Annotated in this window: 12 protein-coding genes and 1 pseudogene; 6 read left to right on the plus strand and 7 right to left on the minus strand. The window is 65.0% G+C overall.

The window, feature by feature from the left end; genetic code table 11:
* Window positions 1-66: 66 nt before the first annotated feature.
* The 3 genes from BJP32_RS17090 to BJP32_RS17815 all read right to left on the minus strand — a co-directional run bounded on the left by BJP32_RS17090 (window position 67) and on the right by BJP32_RS17815 (window position 2516).
* Complete coding sequence (locus BJP32_RS17090; RefSeq protein ID WP_143255430.1) at window positions 67-1035, minus strand: hypothetical protein; 969 nt, start codon at window positions 1033-1035, stop codon at window positions 67-69.
* Window positions 1036-1097: 62 nt separating this feature from the next.
* Window positions 1098-1796: a hypothetical protein gene (locus BJP32_RS06230; RefSeq protein WP_076223310.1), complete on the minus strand. Its 699-nt coding sequence runs from the start codon at window positions 1794-1796 to the stop codon at window positions 1098-1100.
* 477 nt (window positions 1797-2273) lie between these two features.
* Entirely contained in the window at window positions 2274-2516 is a 243-nt protein-coding gene (locus BJP32_RS17815; RefSeq protein WP_083673899.1) for a response regulator transcription factor, read from the minus strand.
* A 477-nt stretch (window positions 2517-2993) separates the two neighbouring features.
* Here BJP32_RS17815 and BJP32_RS06240 point away from each other — a divergent pair, with 477 nt between their 5' ends.
* The 4 genes and pseudogenes from BJP32_RS06240 to BJP32_RS17635 all read left to right on the plus strand — a co-directional run.
* Window positions 2994-3485 (plus strand): RNA polymerase sigma factor, encoded by a 492-nt coding sequence (locus BJP32_RS06240; protein ID WP_076223311.1) that lies wholly within the window; start codon window positions 2994-2996, stop codon window positions 3483-3485.
* 5 nt (window positions 3486-3490) lie between these two features.
* A complete protein-coding gene (locus BJP32_RS06245) occupies window positions 3491-4471 on the plus strand; it encodes a FecR domain-containing protein (protein WP_076223313.1) in 981 nt (326 codons plus the stop codon).
* A gap of 93 nt (window positions 4472-4564) precedes the next feature.
* On the plus strand, window positions 4565-7522 hold the full coding sequence (locus BJP32_RS06250) for a TonB-dependent receptor (protein WP_076223314.1): 2958 nt from the start codon (window positions 4565-4567) through the stop codon (window positions 7520-7522).
* A gap of 1415 nt (window positions 7523-8937) precedes the next feature.
* Window positions 8938-9831, plus strand: a pseudogene (locus BJP32_RS17635) (alpha/beta hydrolase family protein); the annotation flags it as partial.
* 9 nt (window positions 9832-9840) lie between these two features.
* On the opposite strand, the gene BJP32_RS17640 reads toward BJP32_RS17635, so the two are convergent.
* From BJP32_RS17640 to BJP32_RS06275, 4 genes are all read right to left on the minus strand, one after another.
* Entirely contained in the window at window positions 9841-11607 is a 1767-nt protein-coding gene (locus BJP32_RS17640; RefSeq protein WP_083673900.1) for an asparagine synthase C-terminal domain-containing protein, read from the minus strand.
* Window positions 11604-12224 carry a lasso peptide biosynthesis B2 protein gene (locus BJP32_RS06265; RefSeq protein ID WP_076223318.1) on the minus strand — a complete coding sequence of 207 codons (621 nt, stop codon included), beginning with the start codon at window positions 12222-12224 and terminating at the stop codon, window positions 11604-11606. The genes BJP32_RS17640 and BJP32_RS06265 overlap by 4 nt, the downstream gene beginning before the upstream one ends.
* Window positions 12225-12281: 57 nt before the next feature.
* On the minus strand, window positions 12282-12518 hold the full coding sequence (locus BJP32_RS06270) for a hypothetical protein (protein ID WP_076223319.1): 237 nt from the start codon (window positions 12516-12518) through the stop codon (window positions 12282-12284).
* Between the two features lie 79 nt (window positions 12519-12597).
* Entirely contained in the window at window positions 12598-13185 is a 588-nt protein-coding gene (locus BJP32_RS06275) for a GntR family transcriptional regulator (protein ID WP_158043296.1), read from the minus strand.
* Between the two features lie 294 nt (window positions 13186-13479).
* On the opposite strand from BJP32_RS06275, the gene BJP32_RS06280 reads away from it, so the two are divergent.
* On the plus strand, window positions 13480-13911 hold the full coding sequence (locus tag BJP32_RS06280; protein ID WP_083673901.1) for a Cro/Cl family transcriptional regulator: 432 nt from the start codon (window positions 13480-13482) through the stop codon (window positions 13909-13911).
* A gap of 59 nt (window positions 13912-13970) precedes the next feature.
* Window positions 13971-14213, plus strand: a complete 243-nt coding sequence (locus BJP32_RS06285; protein WP_076223325.1) for a helix-turn-helix transcriptional regulator — start codon at window positions 13971-13973, stop codon at window positions 14211-14213.
* Window positions 14214-14261: the final 48 nt, after the last annotated feature.

The raw sequence follows: 14261 nt of genomic DNA on the forward strand, positions 1-14261 counted from the left end.
GGACGGCAGGGTTTTCCTTGTCGACCGGCTGGTGGAGACTAGGCTTAAACGAGTATCGCGCCGCACCTATCCGATAGGTCGCGGCGTTTTATTTTTTCCCTTACGTGCACGCTTGGCTTTCCCAGGACGTACGAAGTCGTCGGGATATACGTTCACGTAGGGACAGGTGTAGCGCACAAGCCCGTTTCGCAAGCAATCGAACGAGCTGTTCGCAAAGGCCGAACCATCGGCGAACTGCACGTCATGATGAAAGCCGTCCGGCAGGGGGGCGCCGAAGCGATAGAGGCTGCGCAAAACCGGCTTGATCGCTGCAGCTTTGGCCTTCTCTTCCTCAAGCTCCCACTCAGAACCATCATAGGCTGCCGGATGCGCCATGAGGAATGCACGCTTGTCCGCGTCCACGTGACAGTGCCGGACATCCTCCCCTAGCCTTCGAATATCCGCTGAACTGAGCCGTTGCGTTTGGAGCTCCGGAAATCGGTCGGCCGCAACGCGTTCTCCGCGGCGGTAGCTGCGAAACAACGTGCTCAGACGGTCACGATCGTGGAGGCGAAAGTTCTCAGGAGGTAAGAGCAGAACTTCGGAATCGTTGGCCAATCGGGCGACGCGTTGCTTCACCTCGTCGAGATTGAGTTTGGGTATCCCCCGCTCGCCGAGCGCGTCTTCCACCGCCAGAAACGCTGCATCAGCGGAATGGCGATACTGCCTACCCTTGTCGCCTCCGTAGGCTGCCAGAGCTGCCAAGGGAGCCGGCATGACGCTGAAATCGAAGGCCGACATAAGTCGTTCATCGTCTGCGGCGGGCACATAGGCGAGGATGATTGATCGCGGTGCGGGATCACTCAGCTTGCCAGATGATCGTCGACGAATGGCGAAGTCTGCAACTTCGTGCAGCAGCTTCTCGATCATATCCGGCGGATAGAGGACGCCGTCTTCCTGGCGCGCTGGCGTTCCCTTGAACGTCCGCTTGGGGAAGCGCTGCTGAAGCCGCTCAATCACATTGCCCAAGATCGCTCTGGGCAGACCTGCGATCACACACAGATCAGTACCGCCTTGCCTCGTGGCAGCTGCCTTACGGTTCCGCGCGCGAACCATCGCTACGGCTGGCGGCTCAACAGCAATGCAATATCGACCGGGACCACCAGCTTGTCCCGGAGCGCCTCTGCCTGAGCGGCATAGAGGCGTTCCAATGCATTTGCCGCCAATTCCGGCACGGCCGGTGGCGCAACCTCCCGAGCCGGTCGGCTTGCCAGCTCGAACAGGTCCACCGCATGGAGGTCCGCCCAAGCCGTTAGATGAGCTAGAAGCAAGTCGGCGTCCGCCACAGGAAGCCCGCGATCCTCAGGGACAAAGAGCCCTGGCGTCCGGAAATTGGCCTCGACGGCAGCCCATTCACCCACTTCGTCGGGTAAATCGCCAACCACATATCGCAGCGGCGCGGGATTCAGTCGCACGCTGACCGGAGCATTCGTATCGACACAGAATGCGAGTAAAAGTGCCCGCGGCAGTCGCTTTAGCAGTTGCTGACCTCGTCTGCGTTCAAACGCCTTGTCAGCGAGAGCTTCCTGGCCTTTGGGAACAACCACGACATAAGCAGTCGCGGTGGGATCCGATCTGAGGACGACAGCTCCGATCTCCTCGCTCAGGAAAGCAGCAAGGCTTCTCTTGTCGTTCTCGATGGGCCAGAGGCCGTGCTTCCGCAAATCCTGCCCCAGAGACGACAGCATAAGCGGTCCGACGCCAGGCGTGGCGTAGTGACGTTCGACGCGCTGAAGGATTTCCTGAACGATCATCATCAACTTCAGTGAGGTACCGAAAACGAGTGTTGCAGAGCTATGCAAGGCTGGCCGGACCTATTCTCTGCCCGGTGGTGCAGCTTGTATTACAGCGTGCTGCCCCGGCGACAACTGCTGATTGATATCGCGAACGAGTGTGGAGCGGCATTTGCAAGAACGGACCTCCGATCATGAGATCCCACCCGCCAATGGGGAGAACGCGCCGATACCCAGGACGAGCATAGATCCCACCCCTCCCGAAAGCGGGACGTCACCGGCGGCCCGAGATGAGTCAAAGCTGTCGTCGAGCCAGACGCGCCGGGTCCTGCTTCGCCTGCAACAATATGTAGAGGAACCAGGAAGGTTCTAAGGCGGAACAAAATTACACATACAACTCATAAGCATTCCATCTCGACGGATGCCCCAGCTGCAGGCCAGTTCCACGTCTAGATCAACCTCAACAGACTGAAGAACGGCGGCTCAAGGCCTACCCTCCGCTTAGTCCACCTCGATGAGACCTCGCCTCACCCCCACAGCCACCGCCTCTATCCTCGTACGCACGCCCAGTTTGGACGCTGCCTTCTCGAGATAGCTATCCACCGTGCGAGCTGACAGGCCCAATATGGCTCCGATGTCGGTCGAGCTCTTGCCCTGGCTGACCCAAGCGAGACATTCGAGCTCGCGCGGGCTCAATCCGGGCGTGACCGGCCATGCGGTCTGGCTGTTCAGGTTGGCGTCCATTCCTTCCCCCCACCGGCTGCTGCTCCGTCCGTACACGGCGATAACGGCGATTCTCTACGCCTAAGAGTTGCGGTCAGACCGCAACTTCTCTGCGGAATAGGCCTCCATCACATAGTTGAACCCGGAGCGGCCCCCGCCTAAGGATTGGGCGTCGGGCGCCGCGAAACAGGCGCGGAGCTGGAGCCGGGGGCCCTTCGGGCAGGGCAGCGCTCCGTTGGTAGATAGCGGGCCTCGTTCCGCGAGGATTCCAACGCCCGACCCCCTCGCCTTGCGTCCGGATTCGGTTTGATTCATGCTCGGGCGTCGGCCCTGGCGCCGACAGGGGCTTGGAATCCCCTTTGCGGACTCGGATTTGGAAAGCGCAATTGCTGCGTGAGCTGTCGTCGTACCTGGCGCAGGCTGTGTCCTGCGTCCGGATGATCATGGCTGACCAAGACCCACGGGATTCCCGGCCCGCCCTGGAGGCGGGAGACCGACGTGAGCGACGTCAAGGAATTGAAAGCGGATGCGCTGGAGGGCCTGAACGCCCTCTATCGCCAGTATGCACGTTGGCTTGACGGCAGGCTGCGGGCCCACGTCGACCCGGATCAGGCCGCAGACGTGGTTCAGGAAACCTACATTCGCGCCGCCCCCTATTCGGCAGGCCTCATCCGGCATCCCCGAGCCTTCCTCCTGCGGATCGCCATGAACGTGGTCCGGGACGAGAGCCGCCGACGCAAACGACGGGGAACGACAGAGCCCTTTACGGAAGCCGCCGACCCGGGCGAAGCGGCCGACCAAGTCGAAGCGCTGATGATGAAGCAGGCGGTTCTGACCATGCCCCCCCTCTACCGTGAAGTTTTCGTCCTGAGCCGTTTTGCCGGTATGAGCTATCCTGAGATCGCCGCCGCCCGCGGGTTGAGCGTCAAGGCGGTGGAGTGGCGTATGTCTAAGGCGTTGCAGCACTGCGTCGAGCAACTGGACGGATAGGCGGGATGACGATCGATAAGGAACGGGACGCCCGGCGGTACGAAGCCGCGACATGGTTCGCCCGTCTCGGTCAGAAGCGCGTGTCGACGACCGATATCCACGACTTCTTCGAATGGCGGAAAGACCCGGACAATGCCCGCGCCTACGAGCGCGTCGAGAAGGCCTGGGACACGAGTCGGACGCTTGCCGAGGATCCCGACATCGCCGCCCTGACGGCGGAAGCCCTGGGCCAGGCCCCGCCGAGGGTGCGGGCCCGCCACATGGTGTCGCGCCTGTGGAAGCCGATCGCGGCGAGCGCCATGGCGCTCGCCGCCCTAGGGCTGGTCTCGGTCTGGACCCTGAACCGGCCGCAGGCCTACGCCACCGGCGTCGGCGAGCAGCGTACCCTGCGTCTGGCCGACGGATCCCAGGTCGTCCTCGATACCAACAGCCGGGTGGAGGTCCGCCTGCGCTCAGACCGCCGATCCGTGATCCTGGTCTCCGGCCAGGCCTTCTTCGACGTTGAGGGCGACCCGGCCCGCCCCTTCATCGTCGCCGCCGGCGACACCACCGTCACCGCCGTCGGCACGCGGTTCGATGTCCGGAAGCTGGGCCAGGGCGCGAAGGTCACCCTGATCGAGGGCCGCGTCGACGTAGGGACCTCCGGCACATCCAAGCCCGCCTGGTCCTTGACGCCGGGCCAGCAGGTCGTCACCGCCCGAAGAAGTCCGCAGGTCCAGTCGGTCGACGCGGCCCGTGAAACAAGCTGGACCACGGGACGGCTGATCTTCGCCGCGACGCCAATCCAGGAGGCGATCGCTGAGGTCAGCCGGTACAGCGACCGTCGGATCGAACTGAAGGACGCGGGCATCGCGCAGGTTCCCGTCAGCGGTGCCTTCGACACAGGCGACACTGACGCCTTCATCGCCGCGCTTTCTGACCTCTACGGCGTCACAGCATCCACGGGCGCCGACGGCGCCATCATTCTTGAGGCGCCGATAACCTGAGGAAAATAATCTTTAGGCGGAGTTAGGGGACCCGCGCCTTCCCGGCGTCTCTGCCCGTCCCGCACCACGCGGGAGGAGCAAACGGGGAAGATCATGCGTATCGGATTGGGGACGACGACAGCACTATCAACCGCCCTTTTAGCCTGCGTCGCGCCGGCTTGGGCCCAGGGCGCGGACGCCGTGAGGCGGTATGATGCGCCCGCCGGCCCTCTCGCCCGGACCCTGAGCGTCTTCGTCGAGCAGAGCCGCCTCCAGATTCTCTATCCTGCCGCCCTTGTGGAGGGCCGCACCTCTCCCGGCCTTCAGGGCGACTATAGCGCAGAAGCGGGGCTGGCTGCGCTGCTGCGCGACACCGGGCTGGCATTCCGCCGGACCCGCCCCAACGTCTACGTGCTTTACGATCCGAACGCGCGCGCCGGGCTGACCGACAACGAACTGACCGTGGTGGACGACGTCGTCGTTACGGGCAGTCTGATCCGGGGTGTCGGCGACGGCCCCTCGCCCGTGGTCAGCATCGACCGGGACCAGATGGACCGCGAGGGCCGGGCCACCGTGGCCCAGCTGCTCGCCGCGCTGCCGCAGAACTTCGGCGGAACCGCCAATGAGGGCGCCCTTAACAACGGCGCCGATCGCTCCGGGACCAACTCGACCTACGCCAACGGCGTCAATCTTCGCGGTCTGGGCAGCGACGCCACGCTTGTACTGATCAACGGCCGCCGCATGGCGGGCACGGGCTCCAAGGGCGATTTCGCCGACATCTCCTCCATTCCGACGGCCGCGATCAGGCGGGTCGACGTCCTTCTCGACGGCGCCTCGGCCCTCTATGGCGCCGACGCCGTGGGCGGTGTGGTCAACATCATCCTGCGGGACGACTACGACGGCGCGGAAACGCGGATTCGGGTCGGGAACACCAGCGACGGGGTCAGTGGGGAATACCAGTTCGGCCAGACCTTCGGCCGTCGCTGGAGCAGCGGCAACGCCCTGCTCACCTATGAATACAATGATCGCGAGGCCCTCTCCGGAACGGAGAGGCGGCTGGCGAGCGACTCCGATCTCCGATGGCGCGGCGGGACTGATCGCCGTCAATTCTACAGCAATCCGGGAAACATCGTCGTCTTCGATCCGGCGTCAGGCGGCTATATTCCGGCCTGGGCCATACCGCCGGGTCAATCAGGCGTCGGCCTTCAGCCCGACGACTTCCTGCCCGGGCAGGTCAATCTCGAAAACCTGCGCGCCGGCATCAACGTCCTGCCGCGGCAGACCCGGCACAGCGGCTACGCCCTCTGGCGCCAGGGCCTCGGCGATCGGCTCGAGGTCACAGCCGACGCCCGGTACAGCAAGCGCAACTATGAAACCCACTCCTTTCCGATCAGCGCCCTGCTGACGGTGACCGACGCAAACCCCTTTTTCGTCTCGCCGACGGGAGCCCGCTCCCATACCATAGCCTATTCCTTCCAGGGTCAGATTGCTCCGCCGCGCGTCTTCGGCGAGGTCGAGAGCCTGGGCGCCAGCCTGGGCGGCGCCTTCGACTTGTCCCACGACTGGCGGATCGACGCCTATGTCGCCTACGCCTCGGAGGAGAGCCGGACCGGCTCTTCCGGAGCGCTTCAGTCCACCTATCTGCGAGAAGCGCTCGGGGCGATCGCCGACAATCCCGCCACGTCTTTCAGTCCTTTGCGGGACGGATACCTGAACCCCTTCGGCGACGAGGCGGTGAATACGGCCGCCGTCCTCGACTTCATCAGTTCGGGCTACTCGCGCGCCTACAGCCGGACAGGCGTCGCATCGGCCAATTTCCAGGTTTCCGGCGCTCTCCTGGAGCTTCCGGGCGGGCCGCTCCGACTTGCGACGGGCCTTTCCTTCCGCGAAGAGACCTTCAAACGGCAGTCCACCGGCTTCAGCAGCGGTCTCGCCCCCACCATCGGCGCTGCGGTCAGGACGGAAAGACAGGTGGCGGCGGCCTTCGGCGAGGTCCGCGTCCCTGTCTTCGGCGCCAACAACCGTCGTGCTGGCTTGGAACGACTCGAGCTTTCGCTCGCGGCCCGGTTCGAGGACTATGCCGACGTTGGCCAGACGACCAGCCCCAAGGTCGGGATCTTCTGGGATCCTGTCGATGCGCTGCGCCTCAAGGCCAACTACGGCCGCTCTTTCAGAGCGCCCGCGCTGCGCGAGGTTCACGACGCGCCCAGCGCCAGCCCCTCGATCCTTCCACGCGGCTCGCAGCAGATCCTGTCCATGATTCTCTATGGCGGCAATCCTGACCTTCAGCCCGAAGAGGCCGACACCTGGACCCTCGGCTTCGAAATCCGTCCGCACCTTGTTCCCGGACTGCGTCTCGGCGTGAACGGCTTCAGGACCGATTTCGAAAACCGGATCGGCCAGCCGGCCCTAGAAAGTATCATGACGGTGTTGAGCGATCCTTCTCTCGCACCTTTCGTCAGAACCCTGAACCCCGCCGACAGCGAGGATCTCGCTGCTATCCAGGCCATCCTCGATCTGCCCACGACCGGGTTGCGCGACCAATTTCCGGCCTCATCCTATGGGACCATCGTCGACGCCCGCTACGTCAATACGGCCAGCGTCCAGATTCAAGGCGCCGACCTCAATATCGACTACGGCTTCAGCCGGGGAGCGGATGCTTTCGATCTCGGCCTGAACCTGACGTGGCTCGAACGGTTCGACGCGCAGCCGACCCCGACCTCCGCCGCAGTCTCCCAGCTAGACCGGCCCAACTTTCCAGTCGGTCTGCGCGGACGCGGCTCAACCTCATGGTCGCGCGGCCCCTGGTCCGTCTCGTCCTCGGTTAATTTCGTCAATTCCTATCGGGACTTGATCGGGAAGCGCATCGGCTCGTGGACGACCGCCGACCTCGCGGTCCGCTTCACGCCCGACCATGGTCCGCTGGCCGGAACGGGTCTCACCTTTACGGTGCAGAACCTGTTCGACCGTGATCCGCCCTTCTATGACGCACCGGAGGGCGTGGCCTATGACGCCGCCAACGCCAATGTGATGGGGCGCTTCGTCTCTTTGCAACTGACGAAGGCCTGGTGATGCGGCGCTCCCTTCTCGCGCTAGCCTTGGCGACCACGACGGCATGGCCGGTCGCGGCCCAGACGCCCCGCCCCTTCTCGATCGATGATCTGCTTGGTCACGAGGACATCGGAACGACCCGCATCAGTCCCGATGGGGAATGGGTCGCGATCGAGCATCGGCGCCCCTATGACCAAGCCGGGTCCTATGATCTGTCAACCATGGTCAGCGCCATGTTGACCGATCTGGAGATTCATCGCGTCGCACAGGATCAGGCGCCGATCCGCCTCGCCTCGCCCAGCCACGAGGCCGGCCACCTGTCGGGCCCCTTCTCGCCCGACGGCGCCCGCATGGTCGTGTTTCGCGTGACAGCCGACGATCTTCAGCTCGGCGTGCTTACACTCGCCACCGGCGAAATCCTCTGGACGCCGTTCACTCCGGAGATGATCCAGTTCGGCCAAACTGTCGCCTGGCGATCTCCCACTGAACTAGTCTTCATCGCCCGACCGCGTCACGATCCGCCTGTCGCCATGCGGGTCGGGTTCAAGGTCCAGAAACGCGTGGAGCAGTTGTGGCGCACGGCCGCCAGCGGTCATGGCGCCAGCGCCGTCTACATCCCGAGCGGCGAGACCCGGCAGTCCCGAACCCAGGCCGAGCCGTCCACCCTTGTCGTCCTGGACATCCTCGCCAGGACGCCGCGAATGCTGGCCCGCGGGGAGTGGTTTGATCTCAGGCTCTCACCTGACGGCCGCCACGCTGCACTTCTGGAAGACGCCGAAGATCTTCAACCCCGACCGGATCGCCCGGTCCGGGTCGGCGACCCTATCCGCCGGGGACGTCTGAGCCTCGTAGCGCTCGACAGCGGCATCGTGCGCGCTCCACTGCCCGACCAGGATCTGGCCATGTACCTCATGACCTGGTCGCCCGCGTCCGACGCCTTCATCGTCTTCGGCCGTCCCCTTGGCGGCGACTTCGACAAGGACGGGCGGTTCTGGACTGTATCGTCGAATGGACGCGCCAGGGCGCTTGATCTGGGGCCTCTAACCCCCTGGGTTCAGCGCACCTGGGACGGCGTCGCCATTCCTCTTGCAAGTTGGGACGGCCGCCGGCCGATTGTTCAGGCCCGGACCGCTGACGGCGCCCGCGTCTGGGCCAGTCCCGGTTCAGCCTCTTCTGACCTTATTCCTGTCCGGGAGCCCTCGGAACGGATTGTTGAGCTTAACGGACGCGCCGCCATCCAACGCTCTGACGGCGTCTATGGCTTCACGCCGGACAGTCCGCTGCTCGCTCGCGGGCAGCTTCGCGACCAGGGGCAGATCGTCGATATGGGCAATCCAGTGCGGTGGAACCCTTCGCCCCGGGATATGGGAGCTCGCACCCTGGTCGATCAGGCCTGTCTGTCACGCCTTAACGGGACGCCAGCCTGTCTCTCGCCGATGGAGCCCGACGAGGTGGTCCTCGCGGCCAGTCCGGACGCTGACTTCCTTGTCACCCGCCAGACGAAACAGGGCGAAAGCGAGGTTCGTCTTAGATCGGTAGAGGGGATTAAGACTCTTATCGCGCTCAATAAGGGATGGTCCGACATCGACTGGGGGCGCATCGTGCCCGTGCCTCACCCGGGTCCGGCGGGCGAACCTTTGACAAGCTGGCTTCTCCTTCCTCCCGGCGCAGCCCCCGACACCCGTCTGCCCGTCGTGGTCGAGGTCTATCCTGGGACGGCCCCCCGTTCCGCGCCGTCGGCGCTCCTCCCCGGAGGAACCCGGTTGCAGAACAATCCAGCCGTGATCGCGGCTGCGGGCTACGCCGTCCTCGTCGTTAGCCTCCCGCTCGCGCCGGGCGAAAGCCGCCCGGCCGCGGGGATCGCAGAGCGAATACTCGTTGCGGTCGACGCCGCCGGCGATCTCGGGCTCGTCGATCCTGGGAGGGTCGCCCTGATCGGTCACAGCTTCGGCGGCTACGGCGTTCTCAGCGCTGCGGCCCAGAGCGATCGGTTCAGCGCGGTCATCGCCTCAAATGGCTATCCGGATCTGAGCTTGTCCATGCAACTGCCGCCGTTCTACCGGGTCGCGCCCGAGGAAGGCGTGCCCATTGGGCGCATGGTTGGATGGGGCGAGACGGGACAAGCATCGATCGGCGATTTCGCAGCTGCGCCGGCGGCTTACGTCGAAACCAGCCCTCTTTATCAGGCCGAGGCCATTCGCACTCCGGCCCTGCTGATCGAGTCCGACCTCGACACTCAGCGCATGAGCACCCTCTTCAGCGCCCTCTACCGTCGCAATCGGGAAGCGGGGCTTTTGACCTATTTCGGCGAGGGACATACCTACGCCAGTCCCGGCAACCTAAGGGACCTGCACGCCCGCATCATCGACTGGCTGGCGCGCTATCTCGGTCCGCCGACGCCGCTCGATCCGATCAGTCCAATGTCGGGCCCAGGACTCGAGCACTCCGAGCACAAGCGGACGATTGCCGTCAGCGCTCCACATCAGCCGATGAGGTGACAGGTCGCGTTCAAGTCTAACCGGATCGAGCAGCCGGTGCTCTGTCATGCGCCCCTCCATCAGGAAGGGACGGAGCATCGGCAGGCTCGCCAACACGACCCGGCCGTAAAAGACGCTCAGGTCGCCCTTGTCCCGCCGTTCGGTGATTAGGGCGGGCAAGCGATCCGCGAAGGCGAGACGCGCCAGCCCGCGATCTCGGACGCCCGCCAGGAGTTGGTCGGCGGGCACGGCCAGGGCATGCTCCATGACCGGCTGGCTAAGCAGGGGATGGACGAGGTCGGCTGTCCTCGCGCGCAGGCAGTCCCCCCAGAACAGCTGGCAGTTGGCCAGACGAAGCACCTGCCCCCGCTTAGCGGGCGGCAGGTCTTCGCAGCCCGCCAGCCAGGGGTGACGCCGTGCGCTTAAGGGACGGCCACGTCTACCGCCCAGAGCCAATGCCGCGACGGTCCAAGCGGAATGACGCGTCCAGCGACCAACCTCGGCCCAGTAGCCAGGCTCGAACCCCTGCCATCCCCTCCGCCTGCGTCGGTCGACGACCACCTGAGGATCAGGAGCCTGAAAGAAAACCGCGTCGCCGCCCTGACCGGTCAACAATCCCGTCGCGTTCGCCACCGCCAACCGGTTCGCCATCTCCTCGTCATAGGCCGCATCAACTCCGTGCAGCGCAGGACGCACGCCCCAACCCAGAGGCGCGAGCAGCCCAGGCGTGATCGGCGCCACCGGCTTTCGAACCACCTCGAGGGAGAGGCTGCTCATTCGCGCGCTGGCCAGAGCATAGGGGCGCTCGTCGCCCTCGGCCCAATCGCCATAATAGTTGACGAAGCGGGCACGGTCGGACCGGCCGGAGGCGGCGAGGCTGCTCGATACAATCGCAGAATCCAATCCGCCGGAAATTTCGCCGACCAGCCTTGCATGGTCATCCGTTTCCGCCACAACGGCTTCATCCACCACACTTCGAAGCGCTGTGGGTGAAGGATCGACGTCACGCGTTCGCCAGATGTCGGCCGGTCGCCAGACGGGATAGCGGGCGACCGTGCGGCCCATGAGTGCATATTCTCCCGGCGCAACCCCGGTGAGGCCTTTCAAGGGCGGCTGATCACTCGCCAGACCCGGCTGCTCGGCGATCTCGCCCAGGCGGTCCCAATCGATCGCCAAGACCGCTGGCATCATGACATCCGCCTCTGGCGGAGGCTGATCAGACGCCAGCCACAATCCGCCACACTTCCAAGTCAGGCAGTCGACGGCTCCGCTCGGATCCCGCAACACCGCGAGGTCACCGGCGTCGGTCCGCCAGGCCAGGACATATCTCCCCCAGCCGCCGGCCACGGTCGCTCGGGCGAGTTCGTCCGGGCTGCGGCTCCTGCCGATCAGGGCCGAAAGGGCTTGGCCGTGCGGACGATAGGTTCCGATCAGGATGCAGCGACGATGGACAAGCCGGATTCTGGGCGGACGCCGGGGCCCGACGAAGACTTCCAGATCGTCAACCACCAGCACAGAGCGCCATCCAGCGCGCTCCAGGCCGCGACGCCCGGCCTCCAGGACAGCAAGACCCGCCGGGTCCAGGCCATAGCGCTGAATGACCATATAGCCGTGCTCGGAAGGAGTCATCTGCTGTAGATCGGCGTGTAGGCGGTCAGGCGTTCGACATCGTCGTTCAGACAGAGGTCGTCCAGTTGGACCCAGCAGTGCGCCATGAAGGGCCAGAGTCGCACACCAAAGACCCAGTCGGCCTCCAGCCCCCGTTGCTTCAGAAATCGCATCAGGAGGGCCGATCGCACCAGGCATTCGCCCTCAATCGGTAGCCAGGGCGCCATCTGCCAGAAGGCCAGCGCCGCCTCTGCGACCCGGGCAGGCGTCCGGTCGCCGGCCGGCCCGTCTGCGAGCGCGAGATAGCTGGCCACCCCCGCCCCTTTCCGGATCGCGCGGACCGCCAGCGCCGCCCGCAGCGCCGCCAGCCACATGGCGATGGCGGGCGGATGTTCAGGCCGTTGATAGATGACCGTCTCCGATGGGCGCTGGGGAAGAGGCCGCCGCTCGGGGGCTGGCCCGGTCGTCACGAGGCCAGCCTCGTCAAGAGTGGCGATCAACTCGGTGCTCTGGATCCCACCATCTACGTCCGCCACCGCCCCCGGCAAGCAGAGGTATTCATCCCGCATCAAATCCAGAATGATCAGGGCGTCGTCGACCGCCACAGCATGGACATCAGGTCTGAACACAGCCGTCATCTCTCATCTCCCTTCGGCCGTGAGGACGCCGCTAGAAAAGCGACGCCCTCAGCCGTTTTAGCGGGTCGCGCCGTTCATCTCCCAGCGCTGGACCGGGATCAGTTCGAACTGACCGCGGGGAGAATCCGCCCGGGTTTGTTGCTCGGCTCCACCAAGCCGTACGATGTCAGCGCGGGCGCCGAGGTCGTCGTAGCGGTAGATGGGGGTGAGTTCAGCTTTCTGGATGCCGACCTCGGCGCGGGTATGGACGGAGGCCGATCCGAGGCGGATCAGGCCGGACAGGGTCTTCAACATGACAGTACCTCCTGGAACCGACGCGAAATGCGCCGGTATCTCGAGGAAGCACCCGCCCCTGCCTATTTGACAGCTATATTTAAACTATACTTTCGCCTGACCGGCGGACGGCTGCGGAGATGCTGGAGACCGTCTCCATCCGTCCTTCATGATACCGGATGACCTCCTCCCTGAAGCCGGTCAATTCCTCGTTCCGGGAAAGGGCCTCGAGGCGCTCGACCTCGCCCAGTGTCACCGGAGCCACCGTCATCTCGACCGCACGAACCGGACGAAGGCGGACTGACGCCAGGCGCTGGGCGCGGATCAGGACCCTGTTGCCGGATCGCCCCGCCGCTCCGGCGAACACCCGTTCGAGACGATCAAGCAGCGAGGCTTCCTTCTGCTCTACAGCCAGCCCGCCCGCAGCGACTGGCGCATCAATCGCCCAGAGAATAAGGCGTTGATGATAGTCGTAGAGCTCGACGATATCGCTCGCAGCCAGTCGCGGTGCGAAATAGCCCCGTCCGGGCCAGTGCTCGATCACCCCTTCCCCGGCCAGCCTGGCCAACGCTTCCCGGACGGGCGTCGGGCTCAGGCCGAGTTCGCGGGCCAGAGTCGTGACCACCATGGGCATGCCCGCCCCGAAACGGCCCTCCCCGACGAATCCCGAGAGGGCCGAAAGGGCCATGTGATAGGGATCATGCAGTCTCATCTCCCACTCTCCCGTCGCTCCCAAGACATGCGAGACGAAACGGCCAATAACCGCAGGTTATTTTCGTCATCCCGCAAGTTTCCGGCACCCGTTTATTTCCTGACTTTCATTTGAGTCAGCACTGGCCCATTTTTCAACCTGCAGGGGTGCTGGGGTTCAGTCCGCACACCTCGTCAGCAGGGAGAAATGCGGACGATGGGCCCGGAGAAACGCCAATCCCAGAGCGCGACGCTTTCGGCGTCGCTCCGCCTCATCCGTACGCACCGCCGGATGCGCACCATCGACGTGGCGGACGCCATGGGGATGCGTCTGCGGACCTATGAATTGTTCGAGGCCGGCAAAGGCAAGGTCCATCACGAGCGCATCCATCGCTTCGCCCGGGTCACGGATTCCGACCCCTACGCCATCTTCACCGCCATGGCCCTCGGCTCGCCGGAGTTCGCCCTGAGGGCGGCCGACAACAAGCTAGTCGAGATCCTGGTGGTCGCCTTGCACGCCCTCGACGACGACATGGGGGACGGGATCGCCGAACTGGACGGCCGCACCATCATCAATATGGTGACCCGCGCCTTCCGCGAACTAGCCATGCAGGCTGTCCATCGCGACGAGGCTGCGCGGATATGGCTTCAGCAGAGGCTTGAGAAGCTGGTGCCGCCGGACATGAGCGACGAGGACGAGCCTCCCGCCGACCAGGGTCCGTAAATCCAACGCCGGGAAGTTGCGGGCTGGCCGCAGGGCGGGAGGCGGGCTGTGCTGGCCTCATGCGCCCCACGTCGCCTCTCCCTGCTCCGGTCGACGCCCTGACTGATCGTCAGCGCCAGTGCCTGACCCTGGCCTCCGAGGGTCTGACCTCGAGCCGGATCGCCGCCGCCCTGGGCCTCTCGCCGCGCACGGTCGACGAACATCTGGCGGACGCCTGCCGCCTGCTCGGAGTGAGAACTCGCATCCAGGCGGTGGCGCGGCTCGCCGCCGCCTCGCCGCCCCCCGTCATCACCCCACCGTAGACCTGCGACAGGGAGGCGCCGGGTCGATGCCTCCTCCGGGGCGGGGCT

This window comes from Brevundimonas sp. ZS04, from assembly GCF_001956865.1.
Lineage (GTDB): Bacteria > Pseudomonadota > Alphaproteobacteria > Caulobacterales > Caulobacteraceae > Brevundimonas > Brevundimonas diminuta.